The sequence below is a fragment of the Peribacillus sp. NPDC097198 genome (genome assembly GCF_044762055.1).
GTDB lineage: Bacteria > Bacillota > Bacilli > Bacillales > DSM-1321 > Peribacillus.
Window position 1 is genome coordinate 429,199 of the sequence record NZ_JBIWDO010000003.1, and the last position, 15,546, is coordinate 444,744.

Below are 15,546 nucleotides of genomic sequence, written 5' to 3' on the forward strand. Positions count from 1 at the left end.
TAGAGGAGATTTATCATGATGAAATCAGAAAAGATATTAGATGCTAAGGGATTGGCTTGTCCAATGCCAATCGTAAGAACAAAGAAAGCGATGAATGAATTGGAATCCGGTCAAGTATTGGAAATACATGTAACAGATAAAGGCGCAAAAGCAGATTTAGCGGCTTGGTCAAAATCAGGCGGACATGAGCTAATTGAAATGGCAGAAGATAATGGCGTGTTGAAATTCTGGATTAGAAAAGGCTGATAAAGATAAGGGGACCAATTAGGTTCCCTTCTTCTAAAGGAGAGACTGACATGGACATTACTTTTATCATCACCATATTTTTAATTGGTTTCATTGGCTCCTATATTTCAGGAATGCTTGGCATAGGCGGGTCGATCATCAAGTACCCGATGCTTTTATACATTCCACCGATCTTCGGTTTAGCGGCATTCAGTGCCCACGAAGTTTCAGGTATCAGCGCCGTACAAGTATTATTCGCCTCCATCGGGGGTGTATGGGCTTACCGTAAGGGTGGTTATTTAAACAAGCCGCTTATCCTCTACATGGGTATCAGTGTATTAATAGGAAGTGTGATTGGGAGTTTCGGATCGGAATCGATGTCGGAAGACGGTATCAATATTGTCTATGGCCTGCTTGCTTTAATAGCAGCTGTGATGATGTTCATACCGAAAAAAGGAATCGATGATATCCCGTTGGACCAGGTCAAGTTTAATAAATGGTTAGCGACAGTACTTGCCTTAATAGTCGGTTTAGGTTCCGGGGTTGTCGGGGCAGCAGGGGGCTTCTTACTTGTTCCGATTATGCTCGTTGTCTTGAAAATACCGACGAGGGTAACCATTGCCTCTTCACTAGCCATTACCTTCATTTCCTCCATTGGGGCAACAGTCGGCAAGATCTCTACAGGCCAAGTTGACTATTACCCGGCAATCATCATGGTAGTTGCAAGTATCATCGCAGCCCCACTTGGTGCCATGGCAGGGAAGAAAATGAACACAAAAATCCTTCAAGTTATATTGGCACTATTAATATTAGCGACGGCGGTTAAGATTTGGATGGGGATTTTGTTGTAGAATTGGTAATAGAATATTAGACCTCTACCTTGACAGGGTAGAGGTCGCTGGTTTGAACCCAGTCGGAATCATCATTTCTGGAAGCCGCAAGTCCTTGTGTATCAAGGGTTTGCGGCTTTTTGTTTATTTTCTGACACCTTGATTTTTAGCTGTTTTTTTATGCGTTACACAGAAATTGGACAAACACTGCACAAAACATCCATTTACATCAATCGTGTCAAGGGTTCCAGCTTGTGTCGTATTTTCTTTTTTGTCCATTATGTCCAAAAGTTCTGGTCAAATCGTTCGGCCGTTTTTCGCTGCATCTCCTCATTTGTATGTGAATAAATATCGAGCGTGATACTGACTCGTGCATGCCCTAATCGCTCACATACAACCTTTGGGTTCTCACCGGAACGCATTAACATGGTTGCGTGTGTATGACGAAGATTATGAAAAGAAATATACGGAACGTCTGCTTTTTCCGTTAAGCTTTTATACATCCTCAGCAAATTCCTTGGTTCGACATACGTTCCTTTTTTCGAAGGAAAAACGAGATCCAAAGGATTATCGGTTTGGTGCTGTTTGTGTATGGTCAAAGCTTCTGTGAGGCTGGGAGAAAGAAATATTGCTCGTTCTGAATGAGCGGTTTTCACCTCTTTCGGTTTCAGCCCATGCGCTTTTGTTCGTGCTAAAGCTTCAGCAACATGAATCACACCTTTTTCTAAATCAACGTTATTCCAGCGCAAGGCAAGGATTTCACCTCTTCTCATGCCAGTGAACAGTGCAACTAGAAAAAGAGCGAGGCAGTTTTCTGCTTCACAAACCTTTAGGAATCCTTTTGCTTCATCCAATGTCCATACTTGTTTGTGTTTCTTATGAATGGATGGCGGAGCGGCATCTTTAGAAGGATTGCTTTGAATTAGACCCCATTTCAACGCTTTTTGCAATGCTTTTGATAACAAGTTATGGATCTTCTTTACATAAGCATTTGATCGTCCTTCATTTAACTTTTGAGCATACAATTGGTCAATCATATAGGGAGGTTAGTAGAATAAAGTAACCAACTTCTGAATATACAGTACAAAGATAATCCATCTGAATGGGAGAGTTGTACTTGAGAATACTTGTAACTGGTTCAACAGGAAAATTAGGGTCGGCTTTGTTAAAGCAATTAAAAGGTTTAGATTATCAAGTAAAAATAACTTCGAGAAGAAAACCAGAAGGAGTAGACTTTACATGGGTTTACAGCGATTTATTATCTGGCGAAGGTATAGAAGAAGCGGTAAAAGATGTTGATGTAATTATTCACGCAGCAACTAGTCCGATAAAAAATTCTAAAAGCATTGAGGTTGATGGGTTTGAAAAACTTTTAAGCAAGTTGCATCATATAAAACTTTTTATTTATCCATCAATTGTAGGTATTGAGGAAATCCCCTTCAAATATTATAAACTTAAATACAAAGCAGAAGAATTATTAAAAAATAGTTCTGTACCTTATACAATTGCTCGTGCAACTCAGTTTCATAGCTTTGTTGAGAATTTATTCTTATCAAAACCTTTCTTTAAAAGATATATAGTCCCTGGAAAGATTAAATTTCAAAGCGTGGATGTTAATGAATTCGCTAGACATTTAATCGATTTAGTTAATAAAGGCCCACAAGGAAAATTAGATGATTTCTGTGGTCCAGAGATAATGACATTAAGAGAAATGGCGGAGTTGAAAATTAAGGTTAACAATGAAACCAATGATGTTTTAAGCATTCCTTTTTCAGGAAAACTATACAATTCTTTGACTGAAGGAAAAAATACAAATCCTATGCAAAAGAAAGGGATGATTACTTATGAGGAATATCTAGGAATAAGCTGAATTAAATTTACTGAGTGAATTTATCAATAAGGTATCAAGTAAACAGCATATAAAGTGGTTTCATTTTTTTTTGAAAGGAATTGATGATATCGAACGATTTGATAATTACAGGAGGTTAAACAGTTGAAAGCAGCAATTTATAGTTCTTATGGTTCCCCTGAAGTAATGGAGATTAGGTATGTTGAGAAACCGTTCATCAAAGATGAAGATAGGGTATTAATTAAAGTGGTCTCCGCCTCTGTAATTAAATATGACATTCTATATCGAAAAGGTTATTTGCCAACAAGAATGGAGAATGGCCTTATAAAACAAAAACGCAAATTCTAGGAATAGACGTCGCAGGTACCGTTGAAGCCGTGGGAAAAAATAATTGGCGATCGTGTTTTTGGAAGTTGCGTCGGTTCCCATGCTGAATATGTCTGCCCAAAAGAAAATGTTCTGACATTTATGCCAAATAATGCAACGTTTGAAGAGGCAGCCGCAATACCATGCGCTGCACAGACCGCTCTACAAGCATTACGAGATGTAGGGAAGCTAAAAGCAGGCGATAAGGTTTTAATCTATGGTGCATCGGGTGGAGTGGGGCATTTTGCTGTTCAGCTTGCTGTGGATTTTGGCGCTGAAGTAACCGCAGTTTGTAGTACGTCTTATATCCAGGAAGATTTCGCTCACAACGGAAAAAATACGATGTCATTCATTACACCAACCAAAACGGCTGTCTCCGAAACATTCACTGCGGCCATAAACCAATCTCCTGATAGTAACGGCTGATATAATAGTACAGCAATAACTGCACTTGCGTCGGCAACAATATAAAATATACCGATAAAGAGGAATAAAAAAATATCGATTCCACTTAAATAGGAATCGAGTCAAATTAATTAAACCCATCAGCACCAATGTGTTGCCACATACATTCTACACATTGTGAAGCGGTCGCTTGGTTAGAATTGGTTTAATAGTGAAATAAAATAAAAAGTAGAATGTTTAGAAGTTTTGGTATCGTATTTCTAATTTATTTATGGTGGAGCAAGGCACTCATTATAAAGTAATCACCACTTTACCTTTAGCGTGACCTTCTTGAAAATATTTGAATGCTTCCGTTATTTCACTTAACTTAAATCGTTTATCAATTATTGGTTTTACTTTTCCCATTTCAAGTAACTCTTTTATATCATTTAAGTCTTTTTGATTTGCTCTTTGTAACAGGCTACTTATTTTCTTGCTTCCAGTCAATGAAATAAAAGGTCCAAGAAATAATGTTTGATAAAGTTGAGACTCGGAACCTCCTACGTGAACAAATTTCCCATTTAATTTTAGTACACGTTTATAAGCTGCAATGGAATTAGAACCATTCACGCCTAGAACCAAATCATAACATTCCTTATCTTGTGCGAAATACTCTTCTGTATAATCAATGATATGATCTGCTCCTAGAGAACGCAATATTTCAACGTTTCGTGTACTACATACGCCCATTACTTCAGCACCGAATGATTTAGCAATTTGTACCGCAAAAGTACCAACGCCTCCAGATGCGCCATAGATTAATACTTTATGCCCCGATTTAATTTCACCTTTATTACGTAGTCCTTGTAAGGCAGTCACGCCTGCCATAGGAGTAGCAGCAGCTTCCTCAAAGGAGATATTGGTTGGCTTTATGGCTAAAGCAAATTCGGGGGCCGTTACATATTCAGCAAAACCACCCCAGCCACAACCAGAGAGGTCACCAAATACTTCATCACCTACTTTAAATAGTTTAACTTTTTCCCCAACAGCTTCAACTGTACCAGCTATGTCACCTCCTGGAATTGAGTATTTTGGTTTTGTTAGTCCAAAGGCAAAACGGGCTAAGAAGGGTTTACCTTTCAAAAGAACTAAGTTGCCAAAGTTTAAAGATGCTGAATGAACCTTAACTAATACTTGATTCTCGGTAGGGAAAGGTTTTTTTACCTCCTTTAATTCAAGTACATCGGGCGAACCATATTTATCACAAACTATCGCCTTCATAAAAATCCCCTCCAAATGCTAATATCTTTGATTAAATTTAATAATAACAAGGTGATAAAAACCGTTCATTAACTTAAGTTAATTTCTAGATACTTTATAATTTTTTTTTAATTCGTTTTTTTATTCTACTTAACGACTCAGGAGTAATTCCAAGATAGCTAGCTAATTGATGTTGTGGTAAACGGTCAATTAACTCGGGGCGTTTCCTTAAAACAGATTCGTATCGTTCTTCTGGAGAAGAACCAATAAATTCACCGAATTGTTCTTGTATTTCACCAACGTTTATTTCCATCATTTTGCGTATCATTATTTCAAGTTGTGGGTATTTGTTAAACATCGTATTTTCAGAATCAACATCACCAACAACTAATATGCAATCTTCAACACACAATAATGAATACTTAGATAAGTCATCTTGAGTCTTTTCGTTGATAATTGGAATAGCTTGATCTTCAGTAAAAAAATTTGATGTTACTTCTTTACCTGATTCATCTATAAAAAACTTCCTAACACACCCCATTAATACGAAATAACATTTAATGGCGGAAAGTTCTCCTTGTCTAAGAAGATATTGTCCTTTTTTATATTCATCAGATTGCCCGCTGTTCATCTTCGCTGATTAAAGTAAAGTCAGACATATATTTTAAGAGTATATCAATCATATATTCTCTCCCTCTCTAATTGAAGCAATTTAAATGTATCTTAATCATTTCAACACCTTTATTAGATAGAAACAATAGAAATAGCATCTCTTTTACTATTCAACTAAAGGGATGCTTTAGTAAAGAAAGGAGTTATAATAAAGCATATAAAAATTAATCTAATAACATTCCAAAAGAAAAATTAGGCATACTAAAAAGGACCAGGTTCTACGATTGTAGGACCTAGCCAATTACTTAAATCCTCAAGCATTAATGTGTTGCCACATACAGTCGGCACATATGGTATGTGGGAACATAGTATACACATAAAATACTTTTTATGTTGTGAAAGTTTAAGGGTAAAATGATTCTGATTCTTATTTTGAATAGAATAATGTGATGTTCAACAATCGGGCGCAATTCCTAAAAAGGGGTTATGCCTTCTTCAGCTAAAGGGCCAGATTGTTGAATAACATTCTTTTGTGAAAGGTAACCAAATGACGCTATGTTAACTTAAAAGGCACTAAATGTTAGGATGATTAGATACTTTTGCAAGATATTTGCTTTGTTCACAATTTGTTGCCCTTTAGTAATTCTAAAGAATATTTAGTTTTCAATACGATGTGACGATGAGGAACATCAAAAATAATAATTCTTGTAGTTTTTTTCAGACCAATCATCTGTGTACTGCTTTCCACACTTATGAAAATAACGGCTTTTACAAGTAAAGCAACCAAATACGGTTCAGCAGTATATTCACTGCCAAGGCATTTTGCATAGCCTAAGTCTATAACCATTAAAATGTTCTTTAAGTATTCGTGTAATGACCCAACTATTCTTTTCAAGCCAACTACGAACTTTATACAGAACAGTTATTCACAAATCGATTATTTTCAAATTTCCTAAACAACAAAAAGGGTGTTGATGAATTTTGATTCATCAACACCATAAATAATAGAACCCTATAGATATTTAAACAACTTTTACTTTCTGTTCGGCCTTTGACAACACTAGATAGCCTACCGCTGCGAATGCTGATAAGAAGGCTACAACTATATAAGACCAGAACCAACCAAATTGATCAGCTAAAATTGGCATTAACCAATTGGAACCCATGTTTCCAATTAAATACGCTGTAACACCCACAAAACCAATTGCCGTCCCAGCTACATTCAAAGGAACAAAGTCAATTGTTAGAATGTTAACAATTAATTGTGGTCCATAAATTAAGGCTCCTAAAATCCCACAAACCACCAAGAACAATGCGTAATTTTTTACACCACCGCTAACTAAGCTCTCGTAGAAAAAGACAAACACCACCATGGCAAACAAGCCAATTGCTCCAATTTTAGCCATTTTATTTGGGTATTTAACAGCTAACCATGCAAATATAAGTGATCCCGGGATCGCAATCCATTCAAGAACTGAAACAGCCAATTGTGCTCTTGTATTCGATAAGTTCCCCACTTCGCTAAGATAAATTGGCATCCAATCTGCAATTCCAAAACGGAGAAAATATAAGGCCACGTTGACAGCAGATACTAGTAATATTAGTGGATTGGTAAAAACATATTTCCAAATTAATTGCCAATAGCTCAGTCCAACTTTTTCTTCTTCAGTTGCCACATTAGATTCCCCGGCATCCCCATACATGGTTCTTAAGGAATCGAGGCCTTCAGATTCAGGGCTATCTCCGCCATAACGCCAACATAAATATGCAAAAATCAGTACCAAAACTCCTGGAACTAAAAAAGCCATGAAAATATTTCCTGTTTCAGGAACGACTAGTCCCATACTGGTTAGGGCCACAATGATTAAAGGAAGTAAAGCTGATCCCACATTTTGTGAGATATTCCAACCCGCAATGGCTGCTCCACGAGATTTATTCGAGTAATAATTAGCAAGCATCATTTGAGAGGCAGGAGCTAAAGCACCTTGTACAACTCCACTCAATATTAGGAGAATGGCTAATACTGCAATCGATGTGTTGAAAAAGCCAATGAGAATGGCGATTAAGGCACTTGCTCCCAAACAGACCGAGAAAAGTTTTCTTATACTAACACGGTCTCCTAATGCTCCCATATAAAACTTAGCTAATCCATAAGAAATCGTTAAACAAGAAAGTAACAAAGCAATATCTGTTTTATCCCATCCATTTGTAGTCATGATACTATTTGACATTAACTTAAAATTATTCCGCACAAGATAAGCACATACATATCCTAGAAATGCAATTAGAAAAATTATTTTCCGCCGATAGAGATAACGTGCAAATTTCTCGGTATTTTGCTTTTGGTTAACTAATTCCATTACTGAAACCACTCCAATACAGTATATTATAAGTTCTAAAGTCTTGATTCTATTAGCATATTTTATTAAGCTGCTTGAAATATCTTCTAATGGCATCCCTCCTGTTATAATGGAAGCGCTTAAAAAAGGTAGGTAACACAAGTGTTTTACATAATAGTATTATCTTACTTTTTAACCCTTTAAACTATCAGCAGATTTCCTATTACCTGTCAGAAAATATCCTACACTGTGCGACTAATACTATTAAACTAGTAACAATGTGAAACTATGATTGTGATATAATAGTAAATACTACTAATTACTAGGAATAAACTTCTAATCTGCGAATTGTTTTTGACGAATTCGTCCTAGAAAGGGATATATGGAAAAATTATACAAGTCAATTCCAATTTTATTAATGATCACATTATTAATAGGTTGTGGGTCGAACCTATCAACCTATCAAATTGTTTTTTCAGAATATGAAAAGCAATCTACAGATATTAAAGAGGATAAACAAGACCCGATACGGTTGGCCATGTCGAGTGTGCTTTCTCCAACAGATACGATTATTTACTATCGAAAAATCGCAAATTATATCGGTAAAAAACTTAACCGACCAGCCATTTTAATCCAACGCAGAAGTTATAATGAAATAAACAACCTAATGATCAATGGGGGAGCTGATATAGCCCTGCTTCCAACAGGAGCTTATATCACGTATAGAGAAAACGGAGGATTTGAAGGAATTGCAACGCAAGAAAGATTTGGGAGCCCTTATTATTATGGTTACATTGTTGCAAGTGTTGAAAACGGTTTCTCGACAATTAATGATTTGGAAGGCAAAGATGTTGCATTTTATGATCCTTCAAGTTATTCTGGATATCTTTTTGTGGAAGAAGAGTTGGAAAATTTGGGGGAAGACATCAAAAGCTTTTTTGGGAGACATGTATACACATATAGCCATGAACGATCCCTTAGTGCCGTTTTAAATAATACCGTAGATGCTGCAGCTGTCAATTCCCTAGTTTTTGAAACGATGGAACGTGAAAACCCTAAAGAAGTCAAAACATTAAAAATTATCGGAAAATCGATGCCATTAGGTACTGGACCTGTTGTTATCAGAAGTAATTTAGCTAAGGAAGAAAAGGAAATGATTAAAGCGAGTTTTCTTACTATGCACGAACAGGATTCTATGAAGATAGCACTTCAAGGTTTATATATTGATCGCTTTATCCCATTCGACTCGGAATATTATGAGGTTCTTTATGAAATGGATAAATAACTTGAAAATAAACCAAAAGATACTTGGGGCTATCATGTTCTCCTCACTTTTTCTAGCTAGCATTTTTGGATGGATCATATGGGATTCACTTACAAATATGATGACAGAGGATCTCGCGAAACGTGGTGTCAATATCGCAAAAAATGTTGCAGAAACAAGCTCAGACTACATTCTCTTTGACGATCAATATGCGGTGGATAATCTTATTAAAGAAACAAAAAAGGTAGATGAAGAAATTCGCTATATCTTAGTTTTTGATAGTCGTCGCACGCTTTATGCTCATACATTTCCGAATCCTGAGATTCTTCCAAAAGGAATAGTAAAGGCACATACACCAAAAGGGGTTACCCAAAAAGAGGATGCGACTTTATCCTCAGATGAAGGTAATATCCACGATGTCATAGTTCCTATCGAAGAAGGAGAAGTAGGGTATGTTCGAGTGGGGATGTCAGAGGAAAAATCGTTGGAATACATATATTCTAGAATCGTTAAATTACTTATTGTCACATTACTAATATCAATTGGTGCCATGGGAATGGCTTATTTTGCTACCCGTATGATAACTAAACCGATCAATACTTTAGTAGATGTAGCTTTAGGCATATCGGCAGGTAACTTGTCCTTAAGAGCAGAAGGAACCAATAACGATGAGATTGGAAAACTGGCACAAGCTTTTAATGAAATGACTGATCATCTTATTAATTCTAATAATGAAGTGGACTATTTACTTAAGGAACTTCAACAAAAGGATTTATTGCGTGATAAGTTGATATCGAAGTTATTATCTGTTCAAGAAGATGAGAGAAAAAGAATTTCACGTGAACTTCATGATGAGACAAGTCAAGCTCTCACCTCATTAATGGTAACCATGCGAATTATGGCTAATGAGGCGAAAGATGGTGAACAACGTGAGTTACTTTATACAAGCAGAGATATAGCTGCAGGAATTTTAAAACAGATAAGGGATCTAGCCGTCGAATTACGGCCACCGATCCTTGATAAGATGGGGCTTGTTTCAGCGATAAAAAAATATGCGAGAAATTTTGAGGGAAAATACAAAATCCAAGTTCATTTATTTGTTCCTGATGATGACGTTACTATAGCTGAACATGTTACGTTGGCTCTATATCGAATTGTTCAAGAAAGCATGAGTAATGTGGTGAAACATACCAATGCAACTGAAATTATGATTGGCTTGGATATTAATAAACGATGGATCTATTTGACAATAAATGATAATGGTCAGGGAATTCATGAAGCAGATTTTGAAAAAGCTAAGCAACAAAATAGGATTGGTATACATGGAATGAAGGAAAGAGCAGAGTTGCAGGGTGGTACATTTTTTATCAGGACGAACAAGATGGGAGGGACAGAAATTTCCGTTTCTCTACCATTAAATTAGAAAGAAGTGGTAAAGTTGAAACAGAGTTTTAAAAGGAAAATCAGTATTATACTAGTTGATGATCATGCCATTCTTATATCAGGGTTAAAACTTTTATTGCAAAAACGGACTTCTTATCAAGTTGTGGGAGTAGCTGATGATGGGCATAAAGCTCTTGAGCTTTATGATAAATTAGTGCCGGATATTTTGATCCTCGATATTTCTTTGCCCGGTATGGACGGGCTACAGGTACTAAAAAATATAAGGGTACGATATGAATATGCAAAAGTGATTGTCTTAACAATGTACGAAGATGAGGAATATGTATCGTTAATTATGGAAGCAGGTGCATCGGGTTACGTCCCGAAAGTGGCTGTAGATGAAGAATTGTATTCTGCTATTGATACAGTTATGGATGGCTATATATACTTACGCCCAAAGGAAATGACGTCAATGATAAAAAATAAGCAGAGTGAAGAAAAGATTCACAAGATGTATTCAACAATAAGCCCCCGCGAACAAGAAGTATTACAGCTGATTGTTAAGGGACATTCATTAACTGAAATTGCAGGGAAATTACTGATAAGTATAAAAACAGTAGACACACATAAAACAAGAATCTTCAATAAACTAAACATTACTAAAAAAAGTGAACTGGTTGAATTCGTTTTTAAACATAATCTGATTGATATATAGAGGCAGCTGAATGTCGGTGCCTGTTTTTCGGTACGCTAATGTTTATATATCGAGGGACAGAAACCATACCTCCAACGATTACTAGAACTTGTTTCTCTGGGTAACGCAATTTTGCTGCTAGGGCAGATGGTATCAAATCCACTATAAAAAACTACCTAACACATCACATTAATACGAAACAACATTTAATGGAAGTGGTATCTCCCTGCCTAAGAAGAGATTTTCTTTTGTTATATTTATCAATTGTATACTTTCAGGGATTGCCTGCTCATCTTCACTAATTAAAGTAAAATCAGACATATATTTCATGAGTATTTCTTTCCCCTTTTCTGATTGAGGCAATTTAATTGTTTTTTTCATTTTTTTATTTATTTCCCTTTTTAAATTAAACAATCGAAATAGCACCTTAAAATTATCAGGCGCGATTCTGGAATAAGTACCTCTTTTCCCATTCAACTAACGGATCCCTTAGGAAGAAGGGATTTATAAAGCATACGGAAATTTCCCTTTAACATTCAAATATAAAAAATTTAAAATACTAAAAAGCTAGGTTCTACTTTAGTAGGACTTAGCCAATCAATTAAACCTATCAGCACAATATGTTGCCACATACAGTCGACACACTGTGAAGCGGTGGAGTGGTTGGAGTTAGCATAATAAAAATTGAAAACCAAATATATATGTTGTACAAGAAAAGTTTGGTTTACAAGTCATAGGTTAAGAAACTCAATTATCAAATTATTTTGAGGAATGATTTGGTTCGGGAACAAAGCCTATTTTGAATGGGATAAACAAGAATTGCTAACTATCCAATCCATGAATCAAACTTTTTGATACTTATTTAACGCAGTTGAACTTCAGTGAATATACTCAATAAGATTGGCAGGGAAGGGGTCGGGGTTCGAATCCCTCATAGGTCATCACTTTCCAAAGGCTAGAATACTTGATAAATCAAGGGTTCTAACCTTTTTTGTTGTTGTCGTACTAACTGCATTTTAATCGGCTAGAGTGATTTGCTAACATAGTTATTTTTCTTAGCTGAATTTAATAACCGGAAATAATCAATACAGAATTTTGATAAATCAACTTTCGAGACTTAATGTAATTAGTTGTTCTAGATTATTTTGTTCCATGAAATTGAAAGGAAAAAGGTGTAGGTTAACTCCCGCCCTCTCCAATAAAACACAATTATAGAGGGATTTTATGAAATAAGTGAGTAAGAACAGGCTATGTTGGATCATCTTATAAAAAAATATGTTGATAGTAAATTTGACGTTCTTAAAGTTGCAATTAAAGGTGTAGATAATAAAGAAATTATTAACTCTCTTCTAAATAATAATTTTTAAGCTATCAAGACGCAATCTCTCTCTATATAGACGGGTTATGGAACGAATTTCTCTAGACCTTCTAATATAGAGAAATTTAAAAAAACTTTTAGTGTTTAAAGGTGACTCTACTACATCTCTTTTATATAAAATGTCCACCATCCACACTCACCACATGTGGAGTGCTGTGCGTTGATAATTTCTTTAATCCTCCAATTCTACACTTTTAGACATTCATTTTTGGACATTCTTCGATTAGCATTTTTATCTCTGAAGTATTAACTTTAATCCAAATTATGCACCATTTCACCTTCAGTAACCATCGACTCCTCTAACTATTCTATAGCATGCCAATATCACGGAGTATAAAATGTCAGGCTCTACATGGACTTGATTATTAAAGGTATCGACAAGTTTTTTTATATCAAAAATATCTCTACAAAACAGGTCAAAACCTATGAACAACTGACAAATACTTTGAAAGGTATCCATTAAATACGTCGATTCCTACCTATTAAACAAATTGAATGTAGGGTTTTGTCAAATAAAACATTTTTATAAATCCGAAAACCAACAAAATTTTCACTAAGTAATGCTTATGATTAACACTAAGATTTAAAGGAATCTATTAAATATTTTTTAAAGAGATCATCATATCTATGCACCTGGAAAATCTGAATTTACAAATATAACCAAATGGTAAATTTCATGCAGGTGTTGTCCGATTTATTACTATACGGTTTATGGCTTTGGAGGGGATAAACTAGGTAAGGCATTAAGCTGTGACAGGAGGAGAGGTGATAAAGGAGCGTGTTTCTAACCAATGTTGAAGCCTCTAGCTAAATAGTAATGATTTAAAAGCGTCTGGGACGGTATTTGCGGATATTATCTCGCGTGAAATACCAACAAGGCAGTAAATTCAGCCGAACCGGGCTCCACGGTATCAACATAACGATTTAACACCTAGCAATTACCTAATCGGACTGGCGTAACAGTATGATAGGCGGTAAGTACAATGAAAAATCAGAATCTGCGGATAAGGTTGTCAAACAAATGCTTGGTTTCAAAGTGATGTTGGATCATCAAAAAAATACGAAATGCAATGATTGAGGTCTGGCAGTAGGTTAGATTACACATGTCAGGATATGCCTTCTGTGCCGGGGGAGGCACGGCGTAGGGGGGAAACGTGAAAGTGACAATTTATGAATAGAAAAGCCGGTTAGTGTACAAACCCATGTTAAAAAAGGGGAGGTCGTTACTTATAAAACAAGTGACGGAATTCTAATTACCCATCGGATTGTTAAGGGGCGGGGACGCAATACATAACTAAGGGCAATCACAAAATGTACCGGATGCCCCTATATATCATTGGGCATCTATATTGGGGTTACAATTCCTTATCCTGGTTATATCAGTCACTTTATCAATTCAAGTGAGACTAGCGCTTTACTGCTTATTCTACTGGGGGTGTTGTTATTCTTAATGCAGGTTTTACCATTTGGTAGATCTTAAGGGGAATTGGAAGTAAAGAAGATAGCGAAGGAACAATATCAATTAGATTCGGTTATAAAACTAAACTTGATAGCCGTTCAAAAATAAAACCCCTAAAAAAGGGGAAAAAGTTTAAGGAGGAGTAAATATGGAATTGAAAAAGAAGTTAGGTATGGGAATTATGACGGGAATAATGGGGATATCTTTAATTGGGGGGGGGACTTTCGCGTACTTTAGTGACAGTGCAGATGCGAGCGGTACGTTTGCGGCGGGGACACTCGATTTATCTGTGCAACCCACAAAGATTATTGATATCAGCAACATCGCTCCTGGAGACTCGATGACGCGTGTTTTTGAACTGCATAATGACGGGACACTAGATATCAAAGACGTGACGTTGGGTACCCAGTATTCCGTGGTTGATACCAAAGGGGATAACACGGAGGATTTTGGCAAGTATATTGAAGTGGAATTTCTGTACAATATGGACCAATATAATGAAATCATTTACAAAACAACATTGGATAAGCTAAAGGGTATGAGCCCAAAAGCGGTGTCAGAAAAGATATTTAACGAAGCTCTTGATGGTGGCATCCTTAAGGTGGGCGATGAACATGATTTAGTAGTGAAGTTCAATTTCATTGATAACGAGGGAGATCAAAATCAATTCCAAGGGGATAAACTTAAACTATCATGGACTTTTAACGCCACACAAGGCAAAGGTAGAGACCTATAAGATAAAAAAAGCTGTGTCATGGCTGTTTATTTATTTTGATTGGGACACTTCTCTATCAAACTTAATTATAGATTTTCGCATTTATGAGATTCATAGGAAAAAACCAATAGAATGACTGGGACAGTTGGAGAACTGTCCCGTCTAGTATAGAATTGAGAAGCCAAATTGGCATTTACTTGCTGCCTGAACTTTGCCCTACATAGTTATATTTTTACAATACCCAGTGAAATATCGGAGGCATTTTGAAGCTTATTAAGCTTTTTATTTGATGGGTAAACTCAAGTCTGATCAGTCAGCGACAATGACTCTGGAAAGTTATGAAAAGTAGGAATTAAGATAATTGATGAAATTGATCAGTTTTAGCCATTTTATCCATTAGTAGTTGATATTAATATCGTAGAACCTTACATCAATTACATAGTTAATTATCATAACGAAAGTGTTTGTCATTATAAAGTATCAGGCTATTCTTATGGAATGATTACACCACCCTTGAATTTTTAGAAGGGGACGGAGGAAAATGTATCAAAAAAATTGATGGGAGGTGATTTGCAGGCGCTCTCCTATTAGGGTGCTTAAGAGGTAATTCCCTTAAGTTGCATAAGAATTGAGGTTAAATAAAAGGCTCTTGTATTCCTCAATTTGTTAAATGTCAAATGCTATGGGGATGTCTGCCTTAAGGGCCCTATTAAGAATTTGGGAAGAGCGGATAGTTTGCCAAGCTACGTTTTCAAAGTAAAGGCGTGGAATGTTAAAAAAATTAAGGA

At 36.0% G+C, this 15,546-nt stretch carries 13 protein-coding genes and 1 pseudogene; 9 read left to right on the plus strand and 5 right to left on the minus strand.

What is annotated here, in order from left to right; genetic code table 11:
• Positions 1 to 18 precede the first annotated feature (18 nt).
• Together ACIQXQ_RS07555 and ACIQXQ_RS07560 are read left to right on the plus strand one after the other, a co-directional pair.
• On the plus strand, positions 19 to 246 hold the full coding sequence (locus ACIQXQ_RS07555; RefSeq protein WP_402956509.1) for a sulfurtransferase TusA family protein: 228 nt from the start codon (positions 19 to 21) through the stop codon (positions 244 to 246).
• 50 nt (positions 247 to 296) lie between these two features.
• Positions 297 to 1,076: a sulfite exporter TauE/SafE family protein gene (locus tag ACIQXQ_RS07560; protein ID WP_402956442.1), complete on the plus strand. Its 780-nt coding sequence runs from the start codon at positions 297 to 299 to the stop codon at positions 1,074 to 1,076.
• Between the two features lie 257 nt (positions 1,077 to 1,333).
• On the opposite strand, the gene ACIQXQ_RS07565 is transcribed toward ACIQXQ_RS07560, so the two are convergent.
• Positions 1,334 to 2,020 carry a tyrosine-type recombinase/integrase gene (locus tag ACIQXQ_RS07565; protein ID WP_402956444.1) on the minus strand — a complete coding sequence of 229 codons (687 nt, stop codon included), beginning with the start codon at positions 2,018 to 2,020 and terminating at the stop codon, positions 1,334 to 1,336.
• A gap of 152 nt (positions 2,021 to 2,172) precedes the next feature.
• Here ACIQXQ_RS07565 and ACIQXQ_RS07570 point away from each other — a divergent pair, with 152 nt between their 5' ends.
• The 3 genes from ACIQXQ_RS07570 (at position 2,173) to ACIQXQ_RS07580 (ending at position 3,696) form a co-directional block, all read left to right on the plus strand.
• Entirely contained in the window at positions 2,173 to 2,925 is a 753-nt protein-coding gene (locus ACIQXQ_RS07570) for an SDR family oxidoreductase (RefSeq protein ID WP_402956446.1), read from the plus strand.
• A gap of 123 nt (positions 2,926 to 3,048) precedes the next feature.
• Complete coding sequence (locus tag ACIQXQ_RS07575; RefSeq protein ID WP_402956448.1) at positions 3,049 to 3,252, plus strand: hypothetical protein; 204 nt, start codon at positions 3,049 to 3,051, stop codon at positions 3,250 to 3,252.
• 21 nt (positions 3,253 to 3,273) lie between these two features.
• Positions 3,274 to 3,696, plus strand: a complete 423-nt coding sequence (locus ACIQXQ_RS07580) for an MDR/zinc-dependent alcohol dehydrogenase-like family protein (RefSeq protein ID WP_402956450.1) — start codon at positions 3,274 to 3,276, stop codon at positions 3,694 to 3,696.
• 270 nt (positions 3,697 to 3,966) lie between these two features.
• Here ACIQXQ_RS07580 and ACIQXQ_RS07585 read toward each other — a convergent pair whose 3' ends face one another.
• From ACIQXQ_RS07585 to ACIQXQ_RS07595, 3 genes and pseudogenes are all read right to left on the minus strand, one after another.
• Complete coding sequence (locus ACIQXQ_RS07585) at positions 3,967 to 4,935, minus strand: NAD(P)-dependent alcohol dehydrogenase (RefSeq protein WP_402956452.1); 969 nt, start codon at positions 4,933 to 4,935, stop codon at positions 3,967 to 3,969.
• A gap of 94 nt (positions 4,936 to 5,029) precedes the next feature.
• Positions 5,030 to 5,597, minus strand: a pseudogene (locus ACIQXQ_RS07590) (Crp/Fnr family transcriptional regulator).
• A gap of 951 nt (positions 5,598 to 6,548) precedes the next feature.
• Positions 6,549 to 7,982 (minus strand): MFS transporter, encoded by a 1,434-nt coding sequence (locus ACIQXQ_RS07595; RefSeq protein ID WP_402956454.1) that lies wholly within the window; start codon positions 7,980 to 7,982, stop codon positions 6,549 to 6,551.
• 265 nt (positions 7,983 to 8,247) lie between these two features.
• Between ACIQXQ_RS07595 and ACIQXQ_RS07600 the strand changes: the two genes are divergently transcribed.
• Genes ACIQXQ_RS07600 through ACIQXQ_RS07610 form a run of 3 tightly spaced genes read left to right on the plus strand, consistent with a single transcriptional unit; the run spans position 8,248 to position 11,227 of the window.
• Positions 8,248 to 9,150 carry a substrate-binding domain-containing protein gene (locus tag ACIQXQ_RS07600; RefSeq protein ID WP_402956456.1) on the plus strand — a complete coding sequence of 301 codons (903 nt, stop codon included), beginning with the start codon at positions 8,248 to 8,250 and terminating at the stop codon, positions 9,148 to 9,150.
• Entirely contained in the window at positions 9,134 to 10,552 is a 1,419-nt protein-coding gene (locus tag ACIQXQ_RS07605) for a HAMP domain-containing sensor histidine kinase (protein WP_402956458.1), read from the plus strand. Before ACIQXQ_RS07600 ends, ACIQXQ_RS07605 begins: the two co-directional genes overlap by 17 nt.
• Positions 10,553 to 10,567: 15 nt before the next feature.
• The gene (locus tag ACIQXQ_RS07610) at positions 10,568 to 11,227 is read left to right on the plus strand and encodes a response regulator (protein WP_402956460.1); all 660 of its coding nucleotides are present in this window, start codon (positions 10,568 to 10,570) and stop codon (positions 11,225 to 11,227) included.
• A gap of 168 nt (positions 11,228 to 11,395) precedes the next feature.
• Here the strand turns inward: ACIQXQ_RS07610 and ACIQXQ_RS07615 are convergent, their stop codons facing one another.
• Positions 11,396 to 11,620, minus strand: a complete 225-nt coding sequence (locus tag ACIQXQ_RS07615) for a hypothetical protein (RefSeq protein ID WP_402956462.1) — start codon at positions 11,618 to 11,620, stop codon at positions 11,396 to 11,398.
• A gap of 2,571 nt (positions 11,621 to 14,191) precedes the next feature.
• Between ACIQXQ_RS07615 and ACIQXQ_RS07620 the strand changes: the two genes are divergently transcribed.
• Entirely contained in the window at positions 14,192 to 14,779 is a 588-nt protein-coding gene (locus ACIQXQ_RS07620) for a TasA family protein (RefSeq protein ID WP_402956463.1), read from the plus strand.
• Positions 14,780 to 15,546: the final 767 nt, after the last annotated feature.